Raw genomic sequence first — 22,332 nt, forward strand, 5'->3', positions numbered from 1 at the left:
TTTGTTTTCAAGATGCAAAAATACAAAAATATTTGGAAGTTTTTGGCATTTTCTGACTTTTTTCATTTACTTTTGCAGAAGATTTCTCATAACAAGACAAAAATGGCAAAGAAAAAGAAAGCAAACAACAATAATTCATTAAAAAATGTACTCGGATTCAGTTTTCTGCAAAACGAGAAAGTAAACTTCATTTTAGGACTCATCTTGTTCGCCACGGCAGCCTGTATGGCCACATCTTTCGTTTCGTTTCTGACTACGGGAAACATCGACCAAAGCATGATTGAATCGGCAAGGGAAGGAGAAATTATGAACCAAAACGGAGAGTTTGTTAACAGTGGAGGGTCGATAGGCGCATACATGTCGTACTTCTTCATAAAGCAGTGTTTCGGACTCGCCTCGTTTTTAATACCAATATACATACTCATCGTGTCGCTGAATCTCATGAGGGTGTATAACATTAGTCTGTTAAAATGGTTCCTGTGCATGTCGGTCATCATGGTATGGTCGAGCATAACAATGGCGAAATTCCTGTCGCCACTGTTCATCGACAGCTTCTATAACCCCGGAGGCGACCATGGCCTCTACGTATGCCAATGGACCGAAAACCTCATAGGAACACCGGGAATAACAGCATTGCTCGCAATAACGGCAATAGCATTCCTCACATATATTAGCGCAGAAACCATCTATCTCATAAGAAAAATGCTCAATCCGGTGAAATTCTTTACCGACAGGGTAAAATTTGACGTTAGCGTGGGAGGAAAACATGACGAAAACGAAAACTATAACGATAAGATAAAGACTCTCGAAGACCCTGAGGTGTTTGACAATCCAGAGACGCAAACTGTGGAATTTGCTGTAAACAGCGACGTACATATTATAAATAATGTGGAAAACGACAACCCTAAGACTGAAAAACGACCTCTGGAAACAGACGGAAACGACAAAAAACAGATAGACATGGAAGTGGAGGCTGCCAAGGACGAGGAAAAGGCGCAAAGCAAGCAACTCGTAACAGTGGGCGACAAGCAATTAGAAGCATACGACCCAAAACTTGACCTCGAAAACTACCACTACCCCACCCTCGACCTGCTGAAAAAATACGATAACGACGGAAAGCCGTATATAGACATGGCGGAACAAAACGCCAACAAAAACCGTATCATTGAGGTGCTGCGCAACTTCGGCATCGAGATAAGCAGTATAAAGGCCACCGTAGGACCTACCATCACTCTCTACGAGATAACACCGGCACAGGGAGTGAGAATAGCTAAGATAAGAAACCTTGAAGACGACATCGCCCTCTCACTCAAGGCTCTCGGAATACGTATCATAGCCCCTATTCCTGGCAAGGGAACAATAGGTATAGAGGTGCCGAACGCCAAACCCAACATCGTGTCGATGGAGTCGATACTTAACTCCAAGAAATTTCAAGAGTCGGCCATGGAACTGCCTTGTGCCATAGGAAAGACCATCACCAACGAGGTGTTCATGTTCGACCTCGCCAAGATTCCCCACCTGCTCGTGGCCGGTGCCACAGGACAGGGAAAGTCGGTAGGACTCAACGCCATTCTAACATCGCTTCTATATAAGAAACACCCAGCAGAACTCAAGATAGTACTCATCGACCCGAAGAAGGTGGAGTTCAGCATCTATGGTCCTATAGCCAACCACTTCTTAGCTAAAGTGCCAGACGAAGACGCAGAGCCCATCATCACCGACGTTACAAAAGTGGTGCGCACGCTCAACAGCCTCTGTAAGGAAATGGACACACGATACGACTTGCTGAAGACAGCCGGGGCAAGAAACATAAAAGAGTATAACAAGAAATTCACATCAAGACAACTCAACCCCGAAAACGGACACCGCTACATGCCTTACATCGTGGTGGTGATAGACGAGTTTGGTGACCTTATCATGACAGCAGGAAAGGAAATAGAACTGCCTATAGCACGTATAGCACAGCTAGCACGTGCCGTGGGAATACACATGATAATTGCGACACAACGTCCTACCACTACCATCATCACTGGTAACATTAAGGCAAACTTCCCGGGACGCATAGCCTTCAAGGTGAGCGCCATGATAGACTCAAAGACCATTCTCGACAGACCTGGCGCCAACCAGCTCATCGGACGAGGCGACATGCTCTTCCTCAACGGTGCGGAACCTGTCAGAGTGCAGTGCGCGTTTGTTGACACTCCGGAGGTGGAACGCATCAACCAGTTTATCGCCCAGCAGCAGGGATATGTCACACCATTCGAACTGCCAGAACCCGACATGGGCGACGGCGAGATAGGCTCAAGCAACGACGTGGACATGCAACACCTTGACCCACTGTTTGAAGACACAGCACGCCTCATTGTGGCAAGCCAGTCGGGTTCTACCAGCCTCATACAGAGAAAGTTCTCTATCGGATACAACAGAGCCGGACGCATCATGGACCAAATGGAAAAGGCCGGAGTGGTGGGAGCGGCAAGCGGAAGCAAACCACGCGAAGTGCTCATTCAAGACGAAAACACGCTAAACAACCTTTTAAGCAACTTCAGATAATAAACAACAATGAAAAAGATAATCAACACCATCGCATTACTGCTCATCGCAGTGGCAGTAAGCGCCCAGACGGCACGTGAAGTACTCGACAAGACAGCCAAGACTTTAAGCAACAAGGGAGGCATGTCGGCTTCGTTCAGCATCAAGGACGGAGCTACAGGCACCATAAGCGTGAAAGGAAAGAAGTTCCAGGCTACAACTCCAGACGGCATAGTATGGTTTAACGGAAAAACTCAATGGACATATGTGAAACAAAACTCTGAAGTGAACGTCAATAACCCTACTGACGCAGAACTGCAGGCCATCAACCCCTACAACTTTGTATATATCTACCGAAATGGATATAAGGCAGAACTAAAGGACGCCGGCAACCTGCACCAGATACACCTCACAGCCACGGGAAAAAACAAGAGTATACAGGAGATGTACATACGCGTGGACAAGAAGACATACGTGCCAACGGCCATATCCATGAGAAGGGGCAAACGATGGACATCCATCACCATCTCAAATTTCAGGAAGGCCAACCTCTCCGATGCCATCTTCTCTTTTAACGCCAAAGATTATCCACAAGCAGAAATAGTTGACTTAAGATGAACAAACTGACACTTTTCTTCATGCTGAGACGCAACATGAAACTCAGCAACAAGCGACACCCAATGTTTGAACAAAACAAGATAGCCATCATTTTCACCATCTTCGGTGTAGCGTTCATGTCTATCTATTTCATCTTTCTAGGCACCATGCTCGGATGGGGAGCAAGGGGCGGCGACGAGGAACTTATCTTTGCCGTACTGCCAATATTCCTGCTCCTTGACTTCTTCATGCGCTTTGGCGGACAACAACTGCCATCGCTGCTCATCAAACCATACCTGCTCATGCCAATCAGACGGTCGGACATCACCGACTGCTTCATAGTCATGTCCATGCTCAGCTCGTTCAACCTTCTGTGGCTCCTGCTTCTCGTGCCGTTCTTCTTCATAGTGTGCTGCGGCGGACTGCCATTCTCCACCACCATGGGCATGCTCATAGTGTGTGAGTGGCTCATAGTGATAAACGCGCTGTGGTACATGCTCGTAAGGACGCTCATCAACCAGTCGCTTTGGTGGGTGGCACTGCCCATAGCCATATATGCACTGCCTCTCTCGCCAATGCTCTTCCTCGGAGCCGAGAAGGGATTTGAGGTCATTATTGAGTTCTGCTACGACTACGCATACACTGGCATTGCCGTTGCAATATATGCAGTGGTGACCATCGTTCTCTTCGTGATAAACAGCCGCCTGCAGAAACATCTCGCGGCTTCGGAAGTGGCGGCTGAAGAGAAGAAAGACTTCCAGAACACCGCACAGATGAGCTTCCTCGACCGCTACGGTCTCACTGGCGAATACCTGAAACTCGAGGTAAAAAGCGCAATACGCAACAAGGCGATACGCCAACGCTATATCAAAGGTCTGTGGATCATAGTCATGCTTTCCGCCATACTTGCCTTCACCGATATATACGAAGGGAGGTTTGCCATAAACATGTGGTGCCTTTACTGTTTCGTGTTCTTCGGTGCCGTCAACCTCGTTAAGATTATGGGACCGGAGGGCAACTACATCGACCTCATGCTCACCCACAAGGAAAACATTCTTGAGATACTGAAGGCCAAATACTATTTCTTCTGCTCGGTGCTCATCATCCCCACCGTGCTTCTGCTGCCTCCCGTATTCTCAGGACGCTTCTCCATACTCATGGTTCTCGCCTACCTCTTCATCACCATGGGTCTTGAACACTTCCTGCTCTTCCAGCTTGCCGTATATAACAAAGCATCACTTCCGCTGAATGAAAAGGTAACATCGAAAGGCAACTTCGAGAACTCGCTGCAGTTGGTGATAGAACTCGTGGTGTTCTTCGTACCCGTGGCACTGTCGTTGCTGTTTACCAATATTTTCGACGAGGCCATCGGCTACTACATACTAATAGCCATAGGACTCGCCTTCACCCTCACCCATAACATCTGGCTTCGCAACATCTACCAGCGATTTATGGAGCGACGCTATGAAAACCTTGAGGGATTCAGGGCCACGAGGTAACTCCTTGAACACAAATAATATAGTAAAAGAAACTTGAATATATAAAGACATTATGTTTTTCACAGGCATTTTTATAGCAATAGGTACATTCATCATCATAGGGGTGTTCCACCCCATAGTCATAAAGTGTGAATATTATTTCGGAACAAGCCAGTGGTGGCTCTTCCTTGTTGTAGGACTTGCCACCCTGCTGATAGCACTCTTTGTGGAAGACGTGCTCACATCGTCGCTGCTCGGAGTGTTCGGAGCATCATGCCTATGGTCAATAGGCGAACTGTTCGAACAAAAGAAGCGTGTAGAAAAAGGATGGTTTCCGATGAACCCGAGAAGGAAAAACGAATACAAGAAATGAAAACCATACTTATACTGGTGGGGAAAACCGCCGACAAGCACTTTCAGGCAGGCATCAGCGACTATGCCGAACGCATCAGCCACTACATGCCGTTTGAAATTGTAACCATACCTGAACTGCGCAACACCAAAAACCTCAGCGAGGAACAACAGAAGACAGCCGAGGGCGAACTCATCATGCGGCAGATTCAGACATCAGACACAGTTGTGCTGCTCGACGAGCATGGAAAAGAGATGACCAGCGTTCAGTATGCCAAATGGCTACAACAACGCACGATGAACTCACGCCGCCTTGTATTCGTAATCGGTGGTCCCTACGGTTTCTCTCCTGCAGTATACTCACGTGCCGACGAAAAAATATCCCTGTCGCTCATGACCTTCTCACACCAAATGGTCCGCCTCATATTTACCGAACAGCTCTATCGGGCATGCACGATAATAAAAGGCGAACCATATCATCATGAGTAAGGCTTTTTATTTAGCCACCTCAAACTTTGTTCCAGTCTGCTTTATCAACTCCTTAGCATATTTCTCCGGATAACCCGGACGAACGGGACGCTCGCCTATTCCATGCTTTGAAAGCATGAAACTGCCGTCGGCATTCTCCTTCTTCACCACCATATCGTTGTATTTAACAATAAGATAAGTGGCTAACTGACGCCAGCGGGATATCATCTCGTCACACTTCTGACAAGAATAGTCGTTAAGATACTTGGCAGCCGCGGCACCATCCAGCTGCTTTGCCTTCTCCTCCACCAAAGCCTGTTGCGAGAGATATGAATTGTCGAGAGAATCGCGCACCAGCTCAAGGCTAGGGAACATCTGCGAATAACGGGGATAAACCATGTTGCTCACCCAGTTACATACCCAGAAGGCATTTTCCATACTGAAAGTCACAGCATCGGCACCAGGGGTGTTGTAGCATTTTGGAATTCGGGTGGCAGAGCAATATACAGGAGTGTAGGCCACCATGTTAGCATCGTCGTTGCCAAACCACAGAACACCGCCAATCTCACGCGGCAACCACGAACGCATCTGGCTTACATATACGAACCCTGACTGCTGCGTGCTCACCGGACGCTCGTTGAAATACTTCTTGCCGTCGCATTCAAACTGAAGAGGAGTAGGACGATAAGGCATCTCCCATATACCACCGCCTATGTCGCTGTCGAGGGCAAACGGAGTGCCTTCATAATGGTCGCGCATGGCCATCTCCAAGTCCTTAACGCTGAGCTTGCGGTTGGGCACAATCCATAATGGCATTGGCTCGGCATCCTTCACCTTACCTGCAGCATAGTCAACATACTTGTCCATATAGTCACAATACTTGTTGAAGAACGTCCACACACGGGCCTCGCAGAAACGACGTCCACCAAAGTCAGCAGCAGCATAAACGTCGCAGAAGCTGAAATCAGAGTCCTTGCCGGTAAACCAGCCTTGCTCACGCGCATACTTCACCACATTTTTCGAAGCCATGCAGTTTTCCTTGTCCTTTACGTTGAAAGTGCGGATGCGACTTTGATTGGCATGGGCAGATATGGCATCGTCGGGAATGCGGACGGCAACCCAAACTACCTTTTTGCTGCCTGGTCCACAACCCATCATCTCCATTATCCACGCCTCGTCAGGGTCGCAGATGGTAAAGCTCTCGCCACCACTATTATAACCATAGGTCTCGGCCAATGTGGTCATCACCTTAATAGCCTCACGCGCCGATTTTGAACGCTGCAGGGTTACATAGATAAGCGAACCATAGTCAAGAATACCGGTAGAATCCACCATCTCCTCACGGCCGCCAAAGGTAGTCTCACCTATTGTCACCTGCCACTCGTTGATGTTTCCAACAACATTGTAAGTTTCCTCAACCTCCGGGATATCCCCATGATACTCGTTGGTGTCCCAATCTACTATGCGTCTCATCTCTCCCTTGGCATGCTTTCCTGCCGGAAAATGACACAATGACTGAAACATTCCATAGTCATCGGCACTGTAAGTGCACATTACCCCCCCGTCGCCCCCCCCTTTCTACCAAAAAATATAGTTGGTACATGCCATGACGTAGGTTCCCGCCATAAGCAACAATAATGCTAAAATTTTTCTTTTCATGTCTATTTATATATAATAATGTGGCACAAAAGTAATATAAAAAAACGAGCAAGCAAAATAATCTTCTACCTTATTTGATTTCGGAAGACATGAGATCTGATGCCTAAAAGGGTAAAATTAATGCACAAAATCAACAAAATGTGCAAAGTGGTAATATGTATAGATTTTTTAACATTTAGAAAGTCGTTGATATTCAGGATTTTACAAAAAGGTTACAAAAATGCCCTAAAAAAAAACATAAAAAAATGAACGACATATCAAAAAAATAGCTACCTTTGCACCGTTTTAATAAACAAATGATTGTTTTACAGATTTAAAAAAGCAAAGAAATGAAGAAATTAGTATTTATGTTCGTAGCTGTTGCAGCTATCTCTTTCGCATCATGTGGTGGTAACAAGGCAAATCAGGCTGCTCCTGCAGAGGATTCTGTAGAGGCTGTTGATAGCGTAGTTGATTCAACTGCTGTTGATAGCACTGCCGCTCCTGCTGATTCTACAGCTGCCGAGTAATTTCGTGCAACAACGAACCTAAAGAGAGAAAATTCCGCCGGGCCAAGCCTGGCGGTTTTTTTTATAACCCGAAAACATCTGCCACTGCCTTGAACACTATCTTTCCATCTACGATGTTCAAACCGCGGGCAAGAGCCTCATCCTCTTCGCAAGCCTTCTGCCAACCTTTGTCGGCCAGAGCCACGGCATAACGTAGGGTAGCATTGGTAAGAGCCATTGTTGATGTATTGGGCACAGCTCCGGGAATGTTAGCCACTGCATAGTGAACAATACCATCTACTTCATAAACAGGTTCACTATGGGTTGTAGGATGGGAAGTCTCAAAGCATCCTCCCTGGTCTATTGCCACGTCGACGAGCACTGTTCCCGGTTCCATCAGCTTAAGCATGTCTCGAGTGATAAGATGAGGAGCCTTGTCACCAGGTATTAGCACAGAACCAACAACAATGTCTACATCATGAAGCTCACGTTTGATATTATGACGTGAAGAATAAATGGTATTTACATTTGGTGGCATCTCTATAGAGAGTTTGCGCAGTTGGGGCAATGAAATGTCGGCTATCACCACATCGGCTCCCATACCGGCAGCCACACGTGCAGCCGCCTGTCCCACAATACCACCTCCAAGAACGAGCACTTTCGCAGGTTTGACTCCAGGCACTCCGCAAATCAGTTTCCCTTTACCGCCCTTTGTCTTCTGAAGATAATACGCTCCATTAATGGTAGCCATTCGTCCTGCTACCTCACTCATAGGAATGAGCAGTGGCAACGACCCGTCGGAGAGTTGTACTGTTTCATAGGCAATACACACACCTCCACTCTTCATCATGGCTTCGGTGAGTTCACGGTCGCATGCGAAATGGAAGTAGGTGAAAAGCACTTGTCCTTTTCTTACTAACGGATATTCCGGTTCAATAGGTTCTTTCACCTTCACTATCATGTCGGCTATACCGTAAACATCTTCAATTGCAGGAAGAATTTCCGCTCCAGCTTCAATATAGTGTTGGTCAGGAAAACCGCTGTTCTCTCCGGCAGTATGCTGTACATACACGGCATGTCCGTGTTTTACTAACTCGGCAACTCCAGCAGGTGTCATTCCGACCCTGTTTTCGTTGTTCTTGATTTCTTTTGGAATACCGATTTTCATAAGCTAAAATAGTTTAGTTAAACAAATAATTTGCAATTATTCTTATGCAAATATACGGCAAGAATCGGCACTTGTCAATATTTTAGCCCGAATTTTTTATGGATTTTTATACAAATTAACAGAGAGGAGGTAGTAAAGAGAAGATAGGAGTGAGGAGTGTAGATAGAGAAATGAACAGAGTCGCCCTCCTACTAAGCGGCTCTGTTCATTTCTCTTCCCTCTTCCTTCTTCCTTCACTCCTGAAAATACTCATTCAGTTCCTTTATCGACTCCTGGTCTATATTAACAATGTCCCGCTTTAGTTCTCCATGCTCCATGAGGAGGATGCGAGTACTGATGTCGACAGTGTGTGTGAGATTATGGGAACTGATAATAACCGTGGCACCTGTCTCGCGGTTATAGCTCTCAATCATTTTCTTCAGAAGGTTCTGACTTGTTGGGTCAAGGAAGTTGAAAGGTTCGTCAAGTATGAGAATCTCGGGAGAGGTGATGAGTGTAGATATGATACCCACCTTCTGTTTGTTTCCGGCAGAGAGGTTGCGTATAAGTATTTTTCTACCAAACACCTCACCTCCTGTAAAATGTTCAAACTTCTGGGCAATGTCATCAATATTGCAGTCCTTTATCCCCGAAACACGGTTGATGAACGTGAAATACTCCTCTGGAGTGAGAAAGTCTATGAGGAAGCCATTGTCGATGAACGCACTTGTGAAGTGTTTCCATTCTTCACTATCGTTCACTTTCACTCCTTTTAGTTCCACACAGCCATCATCAGCTTCCAAAAGGTCGAGAATCAGGCGGAAAAGAGTGGTCTTGCCGGCACCGTTATTGCCGACAAGACCAATTATTTCACCTTTGTTTATTGTCAGTTCGGGAATGTTGCATGCCAAAGTTTCTCCGAACAACTTTTTCAAATTTTTTATTGTAATCATAATCGCCAAAGCTTAAACAAGTCCTCTACCATGACAATTCTTAAACTTCTTGCCACTGCCACATGGACAAGGATCGTTACGTCCAGGCATCTTGCTCTTCACGATAGGTTCGCGACGTTGAGCCTCTCGTGCCCTTGTGTCTTGTGCGGCAGCAGCAGCCTGGTTGGGGTCAGTAAGCTGTTCTTCCTGAATGTCGCGTTTTGTCTCTACATACTTAGGTTGTTCCCTTCGCGGCTCTTCTGCTGGAGCCTGTTGTGGTGCCTGCTGCATTTCAGGAATACCGCTACGCATAAGAATGCTCACGATGCGGTTATTCATATTGTTGACCATGGAGTCAAAGAGTTTCACACTCTCGAGTTTGAAGATGAGCAGAGGGTCTTTCTGTTCATAAGAGGCATTCTGCACACTGTGTTTCAGTTCGTCGAGTTCGCGTAGGTTCTCCTTCCAGCACTCGTCGATAATGTGTAGCAGTATCATCTTCTCAAACTCTTTCACAATGGTCTTGCACTCTGAGTCGTATGCTTCCTTAAGGTTGCAAGGTATTTTATACATGCGGCGTCCGTCAGTCAATGGCACCATAATGCGCTCGTAGATGGCGCCCTGGTTTTCGTACACCTGTTTAATGATAGGCCAAGCCACTGTCTGTATGCGTTCTGTCTTGCGGTTGAAGTTCTCCATCACCTGCTGGAAGGTACGCTCTTCGAGCTGGTCGCGTTTTTCGTTTATGAACTGTTCTTGTGTGAAAGGCACTTCCATGGCGAAAATGTGTATGAACTCTTCCTTGCAACCCTCGTAATCATTGTTTTCAATAATACTTACGACACGGTCCCATAGAGTGTTAGAAATGTCCATTCCTATTCGCTCTCCCATCAGTGCATGACGTCGTTTGCCATATACTACAGTACGTTGTTTGTTCATCACGTCGTCATATTCTAGCAGGCGCTTACGCACACCGAAGTGGTTTTCCTCCACCTTTTTCTGTGCACGCTCTATACTCTTGGATATCATCGGGCTTTCTATTCTCTCTCCCTCCTTGAATCCGAATCGGTCCATGACGCTGGCAATTCTCTCTGACGCGAACAGACGCATTAGTTTGTCTTCAAGCGACACGTAGAACACAGATGAGCCTGGGTCACCCTGACGTCCGGCACGACCGCGCAACTGCCTGTCGACACGTCGGCTTTCATGACGTTCCGTACCGATGATGGCAAGACCGCCTGCGGCTTTCACCTCTGGCGAGAGCTTGATGTCGGTACCACGACCAGCCATGTTGGTTGCTATGGTCACTGCACCAAGTCCATTGTTGCTTTGTCCGGCGAGAGCCACGATGTCTGCCTCCTTCTGGTGCAGTTTTGCGTTGAGCACCTGATGAGGAATTTTTCTCATGCTGAGCATCTTTGAAAGCAACTCAGATATTTCCACCGAAGTGGTACCCACGAGTGTTGGTCTTCCACTCTCTCTCATTGCCACGATTTCCTCTATCACGGCGTTGTATTTTTCTCTTGCGGTTTTGTAAACCCTGTCGTCGAGGTCTTTTCGTGCAATAGGCCTGTTGGTCGGAATCTCCACTACGTCGAGTTTGTAGATATCCCAGAACTCGCCCGACTCTGTAGAAGCCGTACCTGTCATACCTGCGAGTTTGTGATACATACGGAAATAGTTCTGAAGGGTGATGGTGGCAAAGGTTTGTGTTGCGGCTTCCACCCTAACATGTTCCTTAGCCTCCACAGCCTGATGTAGTCCGTCGCTCCATCGGCGTCCTTCCATGATACGTCCGGTCTGCTCATCCACAATCTTCACCTCACCGTCAATGACTACATATTCGTCATCTTTGTTGAACATCGTGTATGCTTTCAGCAGCTGTTGCAGGGTATGCACTCGTTCGCTCTGTACGGCATAGTGGTTAAGCAGTTCATCTTTCTTAGCCAGTCGTTCCTCGTCGGAAAGCTGCTCGTTTTCAAGTGCAGAGAGTTGCGATGCTATATCCGGCAGCACAAAGAGGTCTTTGTCGTTCACCTGCTTTGCGAGCCAGTCTGTACCCTTGTCGGTAAGGTCGCAGGAGTTCAGTTTTTCGTCAACCACAAAATACAGCGGCTCAACAGCCTCCGGCATCTTACGGTTGTTGTTTTCCATATATATCTCCTCTGTCTTGAGCATACCTGCCTTTATACCTTCTTCTGATAGGTACTTGATGAGTGGCTTGTTCTTTGGCAGCGACTTATGGCTTCTGTACAGTGACAGGAATCCCTCGTCGAGAAGTTTCTGGTCGTTTTTGGCACGTCCTTCCGTTATTTTCTGCTTAGCGTCTGCGAGAAACTGTGTGGCCAGCTTTCGCTGTACGTCAACAAGTTTCTCTACCAGTGGCTGGTATTCCTCAAACATCTGGTCGTCACCTTTTGGAACTGGTCCGGAAATAATAAGAGGTGTACGTGCATCGTCGATGAGCACTGAGTCCACCTCGTCGACGATGGCATAGTTGTGAGCTCTCTGCACGAGATCGTCGGGCGATGTAGCCATATTGTCGCGCAAATAGTCAAAGCCGAACTCGTTGTTTGTACCGAAAGTGATGTCGGCCTGGTAAGCCTGTCGGCGGCGTTCAGAGTTTGGCTGATGCTTGTCGATACAGTCAACAGAAAGTCCATGGAACATATAAAGAGGCCCCATCCATTCCGAGTCACGCTTAGCGAGGTAATCATTCACAGTCACCACATGCACTCCATTACCTGTAAGAGCGTTGAGGAACACGGGCAAGGTAGCCACGAGGGTCTTTCCTTCACCTGTAGCCATCTCAGCAATTTTTCCCTGATGAAGCACGCATCCACCGAAGAGTTGCACGTCGTAGTGTACCATTTCCCATTTCAGGTCGTTGCCTCCTGCAGTCCAATGGTTATGGTATATAGCCTTTTCTCCGTCGATGGTGATGAAGTCGTTGGCTGGATTTGCGGCGAGGTTGCGGTCGAAGTCGTTGGCCGTCACAATGGTTTCCTCGTTGTTGGCGAATCGGCGTGCCGTTTCCTTCACTATTGCATACACCTGCGGCAGGGCTTCATTGAGTTTTTCCTCATAGATGTCAAGAATTTCCTTCTCGAGTTTGTCTATCTGCTCAAAGAGTTCTGCTCGCTCATCGATGGGTGTGTTCTCGATGGTTTGTTTGATAGCTTCAATCTGATTTTTTTGTTCTTGTCCCGACGACTGTATAGCGTTCTGTATCTCCTTGGTTTTTGCACGCAAGGCATCGTTGTCGAGTTTTTCTATCTCAGGCGAAGCAGCCTTAATTTTTTCAACGAGCGGTTGAATAAGCTTCATGTCCCTCGTTGACTTGTCACCGAATAGTGACTTCAAAATTTTTGTGAAATTCATCTTTATATTGTATTTTTTTTGTCTAATAATGGAAAATCTTTGCAAAATTACGATTTTTTTTCCGTAATCGTGCATAATAAGCTGATTTTTTTATGTTAGAGCCTTAAAACAGTGGCTCAGACGAGCATGCGTTGGGTGCCCTGATGCGAATAGACTTTGCAATGGTGGGTGCGATGCGTTCTATTGAGACTGGCGAAGTGACCTTCTCCGGCTTAATGTCTGCACCATAAAAGATGATAGGGAATGGTATAAATGACGCACGCGACATCTGACTTTGCATATTGTCTTCATTATACAATCTCCACCCTGGCGACACCTCTATCAGAATATCTCCGCAACGTTCTGGATTGAATCCATTGCGCACTTTCACAAAGTCGGGGTTGGAGTTTGACAATAGCTGCAACGAAGTGAACACATTTCGCACACCCGACACCATCGACAGGAATTCCTGTGCACGCTGACATGCTTCAGTAAGGCTGACGCGCTTGTTTTCAAGTTGCTTGTGGTTTAGGTATATCTGAGAGCCATGGTATGACTCCACGTATTTTCCCTGGCCCCAAAGTGCGCCAAAATACATGTTCAGAAGACTTGCAGTACGGTTGATATAGAACGTACCCGAAGGTATCCGATACTTTCCGTAGTCCACTTCTTCCTCGTCGGAATATCCAGTGCTTGTCACGATAAAAAGCACGTTCTTCGCTCCAAGACGTAGTTCGAGGCTGGATATCAGTGAAGCCAATTGCCTGTCTAGACGCACGTAAGTATCTTGAAGTTCTATCTGGCTATCGCTACTTGCATTGTGACGATAGTTGCCGGCATAATACACTATATTCAGCATGTCGGTTATTCCGTCGATGCCCATATTGTTGCTGCTCACACAATGCAACGCAGCTTTTGTGACAGTTTCGTTTACGAGTCCACTGGTCTTAAAATCAATATATTGGCTTTCTCCACTAAACTTATGCTTAAATGGTTTTGGTGCCGACTCACGCAGAAAATAATTATATCTTCCCACATACTGGTTCTCTGGTTCCCATTGGTTTTCAGACACAGTACGGTAAGTAGGATTTATGGTGTTAAAGTTCTTAATCCATTGCTGTAATTCCTTTCCGTAATAGTCGGTAGTACACCAGTCGCCTGTTTTATCATCTATCCACACGGCTCCGTCAGCGGCATGTCCGGCAGCCATAATGGCCGCATTACGAAATGGAGCAATGGCAAACACTTTGGCTTTTCCTTGTGTAGTGGACTTTAATTCGTCGCCCAGTGTCGACGTACTTACGTTTTTGGGCGATCCACCCACGTCAGTCAGCAATCCTTGGGTATTTTTGTCGTCCACACAATATACCGGGCGCAGTGTTTCCCGGTCAAGCCACATACTTCCCACCACACTATTATAATAAGGTGTCGTACCTGTTTGCACTGATGCAATGGCCGACGTGCAGTCAATAGGTGAGAAAGGGTATGAGGCATTTGTGAAGACAAGTCCCTTGGCAGCGAGCTTTTTAAACCCGTCAAGGGAGTAAAGTGGCGAAAAAGCCTCCATATAGTCTGTACGCAACTGGTCGATGGTGATGTTGACAACAAGCCTCGGTGCTTGCTGCATCACCTGAGCCTCGATATTCAATATCGACACGATAGTAGCTATAAGCGTAAGTGTGTGTTTACGGCTATTTCTTTTCATGTCTTGACTTTATTGTTTTCTAATATTTGGATATTGAAAGTGTAAATTCATATATGCCCTTATAAGCAAACACAATGCCAAGAAGGCCATTCCCTCAGCATACGACTGTATAAAAAAGCCTAAAAAGAACAAAACTATCAAAACCAGCGATATTTTCCAATAGACAACAGCCTTTCGCTGTATTACTTTTATCAAGAAAAACAACGGCAGTGGGTTTAACAGTAAAATCTGCAGATTCGTACTAGTGGTAGGATGCTGCGAACAGAAGAACAGGGTAACAAACACTCCCGCTAAGCCTGTCAGCGACATAAGTATAGCGTCGAATGCCACAAAAGTCTTCTTTCTCCTGTACTCTTTTATTGAAACCAACACCGTAACAATCAGTAGAATGGCAAAACAAGCCCATGGTGATAGAGGGAATCCGCTTTTGACGAAACGAACGCCAGGGTCAACAACTATGCGTGTAGTTTTCACCATCCTTCTTACTCCAGTCTTTCCACCTACGATGCTAGTATTGGCAAAGTCATCCATAAGCATTTCCGGCAAAAATTGCCTCTCGCGCCAAGTCATATTTCGGTCGGCAGCAAATCCAAGGCAAATGTCATTGCCGAATCGGGCCCATGGGGAACCTTCAGTATACCAGTGGATATAGTCACGCAAAGTGTTCAATCCCTCGTCATTTACAAATCCTATTCTTTCAGCCGGATATTGAACCTTACTACCTATTATGGCACGCTCTATCATATCCCTTGCCCTGGTTGTACAATTATCCCTGAAGAAATTATATCGGTATTCACGATTCTCATCCTTATAATTCTCGTCAAGTGCAAGCTTAAGTGTTTTCTTCTCCTCTGAAGTAAGCTCAAGAACCTGTTCTGTCACTGCCCTTCCACTTCTGTAATACTCCCTTGCAAACATCATAAACGGCACGACGCCCAATTGGTAGTCTGTCAAGCCAAGCATGAATCTTAACGAGAAAAACGGCTTGCGAAAGTCAAACACACCATAGTTGAAAGTCCAGTCGGCACCAGTGCGCAAGTCGTGGTAGCGCAAAGCCGTGTGACCATATAGGCTATACACCTCACTTCCAGGTGCACATGTGAGCAACGACACCTCAACAGAGTCGTCGCCAATTTCCACTTCATCTTTTGATGCGTGGCAAAAACAACAGGACATCAGTGCAAAAACCACGACAAAAAACCTCATATATGCATAATTTAAATATTTCACGGTGCAAAATTAGTTTCTTTTTTTGACTTTTCATGCTATTATCTCAATTTTTTTCAATAATTTTGCACCCTGAATCGAAATTTACTTATATGAAGCTTACAATTGACATAGGAAACACATGCATAAAGCTGGTAGCATTCGACGGCGACACTCCCATAGAGTCATGCCACGCCGAACACGACGAACCTTACAAAATTGTCGAGTTCTGCTCAAGACACGACTTTACAAAAGGCATCTGGTCGACAGTAAAGAAACTGTCTACCGATTTCACCTCAGTCATCGAAAACCTGCCTTTCCCTACCATGCAATTGGTATCAGGCAAGACTCCGGTACCAGTGAGCATTGGCTATGAGCCCCCTACTTCTCTCGGTAGCGACCGACTGGCCGCTATTGTAGGAGCATGGACCCAACAGCCTTTCCACGACATACTCGTGATAGATGTCGGAACTTGCATCACCTTCGACATGATATCGAGCAAAGGCATCTATATGGGCGGCAACATCTCTCCCGGACCGAAAATGAGATTCCGGGCCCTCAACACTTTCACCTCCGCCCTCCCCATGGTAGAGCGAAAAGGCCTGTCCCCTCGCCTTGGCACAACCACCGAAACAGCCATACGAAGTGGTGTGATAAACGGCATCAGACTTGAAATAGAGGGCTATATTAAGGAATTTAGGTCAAAATATCCACATCTTTTGGTTTATTTAACTGGAGGAATCCATATCGATTTGCACAACTCAGAAAAAATGTGCATCTTTGCAGACGAATATTTGGTTCCAAAAGGACTAAACGGCATTCTTCAATATAATGAAGCATCATTCGCAAAATGAAAAATAACATATTAACACTCATCATGGCATTGGCTGCCACAACTACTGTGAACGCACAGAGTGGCACAAATTCCCCCTACAGCCAATATGGTCTCGGCATACTCGCCGACCAGTCACAGGGATTCAACAGAGGCATGAATGGTCTCGCAATAGGATTGCGACAGTCAAACCAGGTCAACATGCTAAACCCTGCATCTTACTCGTCAGTTGACTCTTTGACAATGATTTTTGACGTGGGACTAAGCGGTCAAGTAACAAACTTCAAGGAAGGCAACAGGAAAATCAACGCTAATAATGCCGATTTTGAATATGCCGTCGCAGCATTCAGGGTAATGCCTAAAATGGGTGTCAGCCTCGGTATCGTCCCCTTTTCCAACGTAGGTTACAACTACTCATCCACCACAAAGGTTGGCAACTCTACCACCACATCCACCGAAAACCACTCTGGCTCCGGTGGTGTTCATCAGGTATACCTTGGAGTGGGATGGAACATCCTCGGCGGGCTCTCGCTCGGTGTCAATGGTTCATACCTCTGGGGCTCATACGACCGAACACTCACCATAAGCAGCAGTGACACTTACGTGAACACCGTGACTAAGACATACGATGTCTCTATACATAGCTACAAGGTAGACTTAGGTATGCAATACTCACTCGACCTAAACAAGAAAGACAATATCACAATTGGAGCCACTTACTCCCTTGGCCATAACCTCAATGCCGATCCCAGCCTTACCACTACCAACACCAACTCACAGACTGGAGTGTCGACCACAAATACCCAAACCGTTTACGACGCATTGAGCATACCTGACATCATTGCCGTGGGAGCCGTATGGAACCATGATCGGAAATATACATTTGGTATCGACTATTCCTTGCAGAAATGGGGAAAGCTTGACTATCCGCAACTCAACCTCACAACTGGCAACTATGAACAGGTTAGCGGACTGCTCTCCGACAAGCACAAAATAACCGCCGGAGGAGAATGGGTTCCCAATTGGCAAAGCCGCAAGATTTACAACCGCATACACTACCGCCTTGGCGCCTCATATTCCACGCCATATTTCAAGGTAAACGGCCAAGACGGACCTAAGGAAATAAGTATCAGCGCCGGTTTCGGCATTCCAATCACCAATAGTTGGAACCACGGTTCAGTGCTCAATATAAGCGGACAGTGGGTGAAGGCTTCAGCCAAAGACCTCATAACAGAAAACACCTTCAGGATAAATATCGGACTAACATTCAACGAACGCTGGTTCAACAAATGGAAGGTGAAATAACGCTGACAACACCGGCGTATAGAGAATAAAAGAAAACGAGAGAAATAATGATCGAAGAGCAATCAGAGAATAAAGACTCTTATATATATAATAAGGTGGTAAGGACAGGCATGGCGCTTGCCCTTCCGCTGTTTTTTGCCATGGCTTCATGTTCTGAGGAAAAAGAACATACAGCACCGGCCATCCACGACCGCGACTCCGTGTCGATGATGACAAGCTATGGCGTCAACACCCTCATATCTGACTCAGGAGTGATAAAATACAAGATCGTAACCGAGCGTTGGGATGTAAATACAATTAAAAAACCTTCAAGATGGACATTCATCTGCGGCATCTTCCTTGAACAATTTGACGAGAAATTCAACATACAAGCCCACATACAAGCCGACACGGCATGGTATTACGACCAACTGAAACTATGGGAGCTTCGAGGCCGTGTCAGGGTAAAAAACGTAAACGGACTAAGGTTCAGCAGCGAGGAGCTCTATTGGGACGGAATAAAACACGAGTTCTACTCCAACATGCTCTCACGAGTGGTGACTCCAGAGCGCACCCTTCAGGGCACATACTTCCGCAGCGATGAACGAATGACCCACTATACCGTCTCAAACTCAAAAGGCTCGTTTGTGAAACAGGATGAAAAAGCCGCAGGCACCGATGGCTCTAAGAGTCCGACCGACACCACGACCATAGAACCCGTACTGCGTCCAGCAGCCACAAAGCATGCAGCCACCCAAAAAAATCCAGCGCCATGACAGATACTATCATAGGACTATTTGCGACGATGATATTCTCAGCCTTCTTTTCAGGCATGGAGATAGCATTCGTGTCAAGCAACAGGATGCTTGCCGAAATGGAACGAGGCAAAAACGGAATGGCACAAAAGGCCATAGCCTTCTTCTACCGCCATCCCAACAACTTCGTGAGCACCATGTTAGTGGGCAATAATATTGCATTGGTAATATACGGAATTCTCTTCGCACAGATATTCGACGCCACACTCTTTTCGTCACTCGGCGACGGAGAAAGGGTGACAGCCGACACCTTGGCATCCACCATCGTCGTACTCTTCACCGGAGAGTTCATACCCAAACTCATCTTCAAGAGCAATCCCAACAAAATGTTATCGCTCTTTGCCCTTCCGGCTATGATATGTTACATACTGCTATATCCAATCTCGCGTTTCGCCACATTCCTCTCCAAGGGCATGCTGAGGATAGTAGGAATTAGAATGGTAACGGCAAAAGACGAAACAGAGTTCAGTAAGGTAGACCTCGACTATCTTGTACAAAGCAGCATAGACAACGCCAAAAACGAAGACGACATAGAAGACGAGGTGAAAATATTCCACAACGCGCTCGACTTCTCAGAAACAAAGGTGAGAGACTGTATGGTGCCACGCACGGAAATAGAAGCAGTCGACATCGACGACTGCACTACGGAAGACCTAAAAAACAAATTCATCGAAACCGGCTTCTCAAAGATTGTGGTTTACAAAAACGATATCGACCATGTGGTGGGATATATCCATTCGTCGGAAATGTTTCACGACACCACACAATGGAAAGAACACATCCGCACCCTTCCTTTCGTACCCGAGACCATGACCGCCCAAAAACTCATGCACATCTTCCTTCAGCAGAAACGCTCCTTGGCCATCGTCGTCGACGAGTTTGGAGGCACCAGCGGTCTCGTCTCCCTTGAAGATATTGTAGAAGAAATTTTCGGCGACATCGAAGACGAACACGACAGCAACAACTACGTGGCAAAGAAAACCGACAGTGGTGAATACATACTCTCGGCAAGACTCGAAATAGAGAAGGTGAACGAAATGTTCGCCCTCGACCTTCCCGAAAGCGACGATTACATGACCGTCGGCGGACTCATTCTCCACGAGTACCAAAGTTTCCCGAAACTCAACGAAATAGTGGTCATAGACAAATTCGAATTCAAGATAATTAAAAGCACAATGACAAAAATTGAGCTTGTAAGGCTAAAAATAACCGAATAAATCCATTTTTTTTGGATTTTCTTCCGTTATTTGATATAATTTTTGTAATTTTGTGCGCTAAAAGCGATTAAAAGCATTGAAACAAAAAATAAAAACAATAAAAACAAAGTAATGGCAGCATTAGGAACAATCAGAAAAAGAGGCGTGACCTTGATTGTAATTATCGGTCTGGGCCTCTTCGCATTCATTGCCGAAGAAGCATTCCGCTCGTGCGAAGCTACCAGCAACGAGCAACGCCAGCAAGTAGGCAAAGTGTTGGGAGAAAAAATCTCTGTACAGGATTTTCAAGCTCTCGTAGACGAGTATCAAGAGGTAATCAAGATGACCCAAGGTCGCGACAACCTCTCAGAAGAAGAACTCAATCAGGTCAAAGACCAGGTGTGGAACAGCTATGTCAACAGCATCATCATGAAGAAAGAGGCTGAAAAGCTCGGACTCACCGTCACCGACACTGAGTTGCAGAACATTCTAAAGGAAGGCACAAGCCCAATCTTGATGCAGACTCCTTTCGTCAACCAGCAGACAGGACGTTTCGACGCGTCCCAGCTCACAAAATTCCTTGCAGACTACAAGAAGACAACAGCGGCCAACCCGCAATTGGCAGAACAATACCAGAAGGTATACAACTACTGGAAGTTTATCGAGAAGACACTGCGCCAGCAGACACTCGCACAGAAGTACCAGCAGCTCCTTGCCAGCTGTCTCATCTCCAATCCAGTTTCGGCCAAGGCTGCTTTCAAAGACCAAAATGAGGAAAGCGACATTCAACTTGCTTCAATAGCCTACTCTACCATCAACGACAGCAAGGTTACTGTAACCGACGCTGACATAAAGGCTAAGTATGAGGAAAACAAGGAGATGTATCGTCAGTATATGGAAACACGCGACATCAAATACGTCGACTTCCAGGTAAAGGCTTCCGCAGCCGACCGCAAGGCTCTCATGGCCACTATGGTAGAAGCTCAGAAAAACCTTCAGGCCAACGAAGACCCAGCACAGGTAGTGCGCAAGGCACAATCACAGGTGTCGTTCACAGGCGTTCCTGTTTCTTCAAAGGTAATGCCACGAGACATCGCAGCCAAGATAGACTCCATGTCTGTTGGACAGACCACAGCTCCGTTTGAGACAGTTTACGACAACACTCTCAACGTAGTGAAGCTCATCAGCAGCGTACAGATACCTGACTCTGTAGAGTACTGCCAGATTCAGGTTGGCGCCGAGACTATCGAAAAGACCCGCCAGCGTGCTGACAGCATCTACAAGGCTCTGGCAGCAGGTGCCGATTTTGAGGCCATCGCCAAGAAATATGGCCAGGAAGGCAAGCCACAGTGGTTTACTTCTAATATGTATGAGGCAGCACCCACCATCGACGCCGACACCAAGAAGTATATCGAGGCTCTTACACAGTCAGAAGGTCTGAAAAACGTTGAGTTCACACAGGGCAACGTAATAGTGAAGGTAACGACACGCAAGTCCATGTCTACAAAATATGTAGCAGCTATAGTAAAGCACACCATCGACTTCTCAAAGGCCACCTACTCTGCAGCATACAACAAGTTCAGCCAGTATGTAAGCGAAAGCCAAAACGCTGAAGCCCTTGTCAACAACGCAAAGAAGTATGGTTACACCGTTCTCGAACGTGCAGACATCCTCAACTCTGAGCACAACGTGGCTGGCGTACGCAGCACTCACGAAGCCATGAAGTGGATATTCGACGCAGAGAAGAGCGAGGTATCTCCACTTTACGAGTGTGGCAACAACGACCATCTGCTTGTAGTGGCTCTGACAGGCATTCATAAGGAAGGCTACCGCGACATAGCTTCTGTAAAAGACATGGTCAAGCAGGAAGTTATCCGCGACAAGAAGTATGACATGCTCAAGGAGAAACTTGCCGGCGTAACTAGCGTTGAGGCTGCAAAGGGAAAGGGTGCACAAGTGGCACTGGTTCCACAGGTAACATTTGCCGCTCCAGCCTTCATTCAAGCTACTGGTGCCAGCGAGCCAGCTCTCAGCGGAGCAATAGCAGCCACCAAGCAAGGTCAGTTCTGTCCTCGTGTCATCAAGGGCAATGCCGGTGCCTATATGTTCAAGGTAGTGAAGAAGGCACAGCGCAGCGGTGTCAAGTTCGACACCAAGGCCACAGAGGCACAGCTCAAGCAGCAGGCACTCCAGGCAGCAAGCCGTTTCATGAACGAGCTCTACCTGAAGGCAGATGTTGAGGACAACCGCTACCTCTTCTTCTAATCAAGAAACTTTAGTAT

The 22,332-nt window shown here is 46.5% G+C and carries 16 protein-coding genes and 1 pseudogene; 11 read left to right on the top strand and 6 right to left on the bottom strand.

The annotated features are described in order from the left end of the window. Nucleotides 1-102: 102 nt before the first annotated feature. From CIK98_RS14100 to rlmH, 5 genes are read left to right on the top strand one after another with little or no spacing between them, the layout of a single operon-like run. Complete coding sequence (locus tag CIK98_RS14100) at nt 103-2,553, top strand: DNA translocase FtsK (protein ID WP_094385320.1); 2,451 nt, start codon at nt 103-105, stop codon at nt 2,551-2,553. 9 nt (nt 2,554-2,562) lie between these two features. After that, nucleotides 2,563-3,150, top strand: coding sequence for a LolA-like putative outer membrane lipoprotein chaperone (locus CIK98_RS14105; RefSeq protein ID WP_094385322.1), 588 nt, complete (start codon nt 2,563-2,565; stop codon nt 3,148-3,150). Beyond that, nucleotides 3,147-4,628, top strand: coding sequence for a DUF5687 family protein (locus tag CIK98_RS14110; protein ID WP_094385324.1), 1,482 nt, complete (start codon nt 3,147-3,149; stop codon nt 4,626-4,628). Before CIK98_RS14105 ends, CIK98_RS14110 begins: the two co-directional genes overlap by 4 nt. Before the next feature lie 52 nt (nt 4,629-4,680). Further along, entirely contained in the window at nt 4,681-4,980 is a 300-nt protein-coding gene (locus tag CIK98_RS14115; protein ID WP_094385326.1) for a DUF4491 family protein, read from the top strand. Further along, nucleotides 4,977-5,447 carry a 23S rRNA (pseudouridine(1915)-N(3))-methyltransferase RlmH gene (rlmH, locus tag CIK98_RS14120; protein WP_094385328.1) on the top strand — a complete coding sequence of 157 codons (471 nt, stop codon included), beginning with the start codon at nt 4,977-4,979 and terminating at the stop codon, nt 5,445-5,447. Before CIK98_RS14115 ends, rlmH begins: the two co-directional genes overlap by 4 nt. Nucleotides 5,448-5,453: 6 nt before the next feature. On the opposite strand, the pseudogene CIK98_RS14125 reads toward rlmH, so the two are convergent. Beyond that, nucleotides 5,454-7,085, bottom strand: a pseudogene (locus tag CIK98_RS14125) (C69 family dipeptidase). 329 nt (nt 7,086-7,414) lie between these two features. Here CIK98_RS14125 and CIK98_RS14130 point away from each other — a divergent pair. Continuing rightward, nucleotides 7,415-7,594 carry an entericidin gene (locus CIK98_RS14130; protein WP_094385330.1) on the top strand — a complete coding sequence of 60 codons (180 nt, stop codon included), beginning with the start codon at nt 7,415-7,417 and terminating at the stop codon, nt 7,592-7,594. Nucleotides 7,595-7,655: 61 nt separating this feature from the next. On the opposite strand, the gene ald is transcribed toward CIK98_RS14130, so the two are convergent. The 5 genes from ald to CIK98_RS14155 all read right to left on the bottom strand — a co-directional run bounded on the left by ald (nt 7,656) and on the right by CIK98_RS14155 (nt 15,893). Next, nucleotides 7,656-8,741: an alanine dehydrogenase gene (gene ald, locus CIK98_RS14135; protein WP_094385332.1), complete on the bottom strand. Its 1,086-nt coding sequence runs from the start codon at nt 8,739-8,741 to the stop codon at nt 7,656-7,658. Nucleotides 8,742-8,974: 233 nt separating this feature from the next. Next, nucleotides 8,975-9,673, bottom strand: a complete 699-nt coding sequence (locus CIK98_RS14140) for an ATP-binding cassette domain-containing protein (RefSeq protein WP_094385334.1) — start codon at nt 9,671-9,673, stop codon at nt 8,975-8,977. 12 nt (nt 9,674-9,685) lie between these two features. Next, nucleotides 9,686-13,033 carry a preprotein translocase subunit SecA gene (gene secA, locus CIK98_RS14145; protein ID WP_094385336.1) on the bottom strand — a complete coding sequence of 1,116 codons (3,348 nt, stop codon included), beginning with the start codon at nt 13,031-13,033 and terminating at the stop codon, nt 9,686-9,688. Nucleotides 13,034-13,136: 103 nt separating this feature from the next. Further along, the gene (locus CIK98_RS14150) at nt 13,137-14,717 is read right to left on the bottom strand and encodes an alkaline phosphatase family protein (protein WP_094385338.1); all 1,581 of its coding nucleotides are present in this window, start codon (nt 14,715-14,717) and stop codon (nt 13,137-13,139) included. Nucleotides 14,718-14,726: 9 nt separating this feature from the next. Further along, nucleotides 14,727-15,893 carry a DUF4105 domain-containing protein gene (locus CIK98_RS14155; protein WP_172409967.1) on the bottom strand — a complete coding sequence of 389 codons (1,167 nt, stop codon included), beginning with the start codon at nt 15,891-15,893 and terminating at the stop codon, nt 14,727-14,729. 143 nt (nt 15,894-16,036) lie between these two features. On the opposite strand from CIK98_RS14155, the gene CIK98_RS14160 reads away from it, so the two are divergent. From CIK98_RS14160 to CIK98_RS14180, 5 genes are all read left to right on the top strand, one after another. Next, nucleotides 16,037-16,777: a type III pantothenate kinase gene (locus CIK98_RS14160; protein WP_172409968.1), complete on the top strand. Its 741-nt coding sequence runs from the start codon at nt 16,037-16,039 to the stop codon at nt 16,775-16,777. Further along, complete coding sequence (locus CIK98_RS14165; RefSeq protein WP_094385344.1) at nt 16,774-18,060, top strand: hypothetical protein; 1,287 nt, start codon at nt 16,774-16,776, stop codon at nt 18,058-18,060. The genes CIK98_RS14160 and CIK98_RS14165 overlap by 4 nt, the downstream gene beginning before the upstream one ends. 110 nt (nt 18,061-18,170) lie before the next feature. Further along, nucleotides 18,171-18,815 (top strand): LPS export ABC transporter periplasmic protein LptC, encoded by a 645-nt coding sequence (gene lptC / locus CIK98_RS14170; protein ID WP_172409970.1) that lies wholly within the window; start codon nt 18,171-18,173, stop codon nt 18,813-18,815. After that, complete coding sequence (locus CIK98_RS14175) at nt 18,812-20,071, top strand: hemolysin family protein (protein ID WP_253249753.1); 1,260 nt, start codon at nt 18,812-18,814, stop codon at nt 20,069-20,071. Before lptC ends, CIK98_RS14175 begins: the two co-directional genes overlap by 4 nt. A gap of 111 nt (nt 20,072-20,182) precedes the next feature. Beyond that, entirely contained in the window at nt 20,183-22,315 is a 2,133-nt protein-coding gene (locus CIK98_RS14180; RefSeq protein WP_094385350.1) for a peptidylprolyl isomerase, read from the top strand. Nucleotides 22,316-22,332 lie beyond the last annotated feature (17 nt).

This window comes from Prevotella sp. P2-180 (assembly GCF_002251435.1).
Taxonomy (GTDB): domain Bacteria; phylum Bacteroidota; class Bacteroidia; order Bacteroidales; family Bacteroidaceae; genus Prevotella.

Excerpts from the sequence above, each read along its gene's own strand:
- CIK98_RS14100 (WP_094385320.1), top strand. The coding sequence starts at position 103 with ATGGCAAAGAAAAAGAAAGCAAACAACAATAATTCATTAAAAAATGTA.
- CIK98_RS14105 (WP_094385322.1), top strand. The coding sequence starts at position 2,563 with ATGAAAAAGATAATCAACACCATCGCATTACTGCTCATCGCAGTGGCA.
- CIK98_RS14110 (WP_094385324.1), top strand. The coding sequence starts at position 3,147 with ATGAACAAACTGACACTTTTCTTCATGCTGAGACGCAACATGAAACTC.
- CIK98_RS14115 (WP_094385326.1), top strand. The coding sequence starts at position 4,681 with ATGTTTTTCACAGGCATTTTTATAGCAATAGGTACATTCATCATCATA.
- rlmH (WP_094385328.1), top strand. The coding sequence starts at position 4,977 with ATGAAAACCATACTTATACTGGTGGGGAAAACCGCCGACAAGCACTTT.
- CIK98_RS14130 (WP_094385330.1), top strand. The coding sequence starts at position 7,415 with ATGAAGAAATTAGTATTTATGTTCGTAGCTGTTGCAGCTATCTCTTTC.
- ald (WP_094385332.1), bottom strand. The coding sequence starts at position 8,741 with ATGAAAATCGGTATTCCAAAAGAAATCAAGAACAACGAAAACAGGGTC.
- CIK98_RS14140 (WP_094385334.1), bottom strand. The coding sequence starts at position 9,673 with ATGATTACAATAAAAAATTTGAAAAAGTTGTTCGGAGAAACTTTGGCA.
- secA (WP_094385336.1), bottom strand. The coding sequence starts at position 13,033 with ATGAATTTCACAAAAATTTTGAAGTCACTATTCGGTGACAAGTCAACG.
- CIK98_RS14150 (WP_094385338.1), bottom strand. The coding sequence starts at position 14,717 with ATGAAAAGAAATAGCCGTAAACACACACTTACGCTTATAGCTACTATC.
- CIK98_RS14155 (WP_172409967.1), bottom strand. The coding sequence starts at position 15,893 with ATGTCCTGTTGTTTTTGCCACGCATCAAAAGATGAAGTGGAAATTGGC.
- CIK98_RS14160 (WP_172409968.1), top strand. The coding sequence starts at position 16,037 with ATGAAGCTTACAATTGACATAGGAAACACATGCATAAAGCTGGTAGCA.
- CIK98_RS14165 (WP_094385344.1), top strand. The coding sequence starts at position 16,774 with ATGAAAAATAACATATTAACACTCATCATGGCATTGGCTGCCACAACT.
- lptC (WP_172409970.1), top strand. The coding sequence starts at position 18,171 with ATGGCGCTTGCCCTTCCGCTGTTTTTTGCCATGGCTTCATGTTCTGAG.
- CIK98_RS14175 (WP_253249753.1), top strand. The coding sequence starts at position 18,812 with ATGACAGATACTATCATAGGACTATTTGCGACGATGATATTCTCAGCC.
- CIK98_RS14180 (WP_094385350.1), top strand. The coding sequence starts at position 20,183 with ATGGCAGCATTAGGAACAATCAGAAAAAGAGGCGTGACCTTGATTGTA.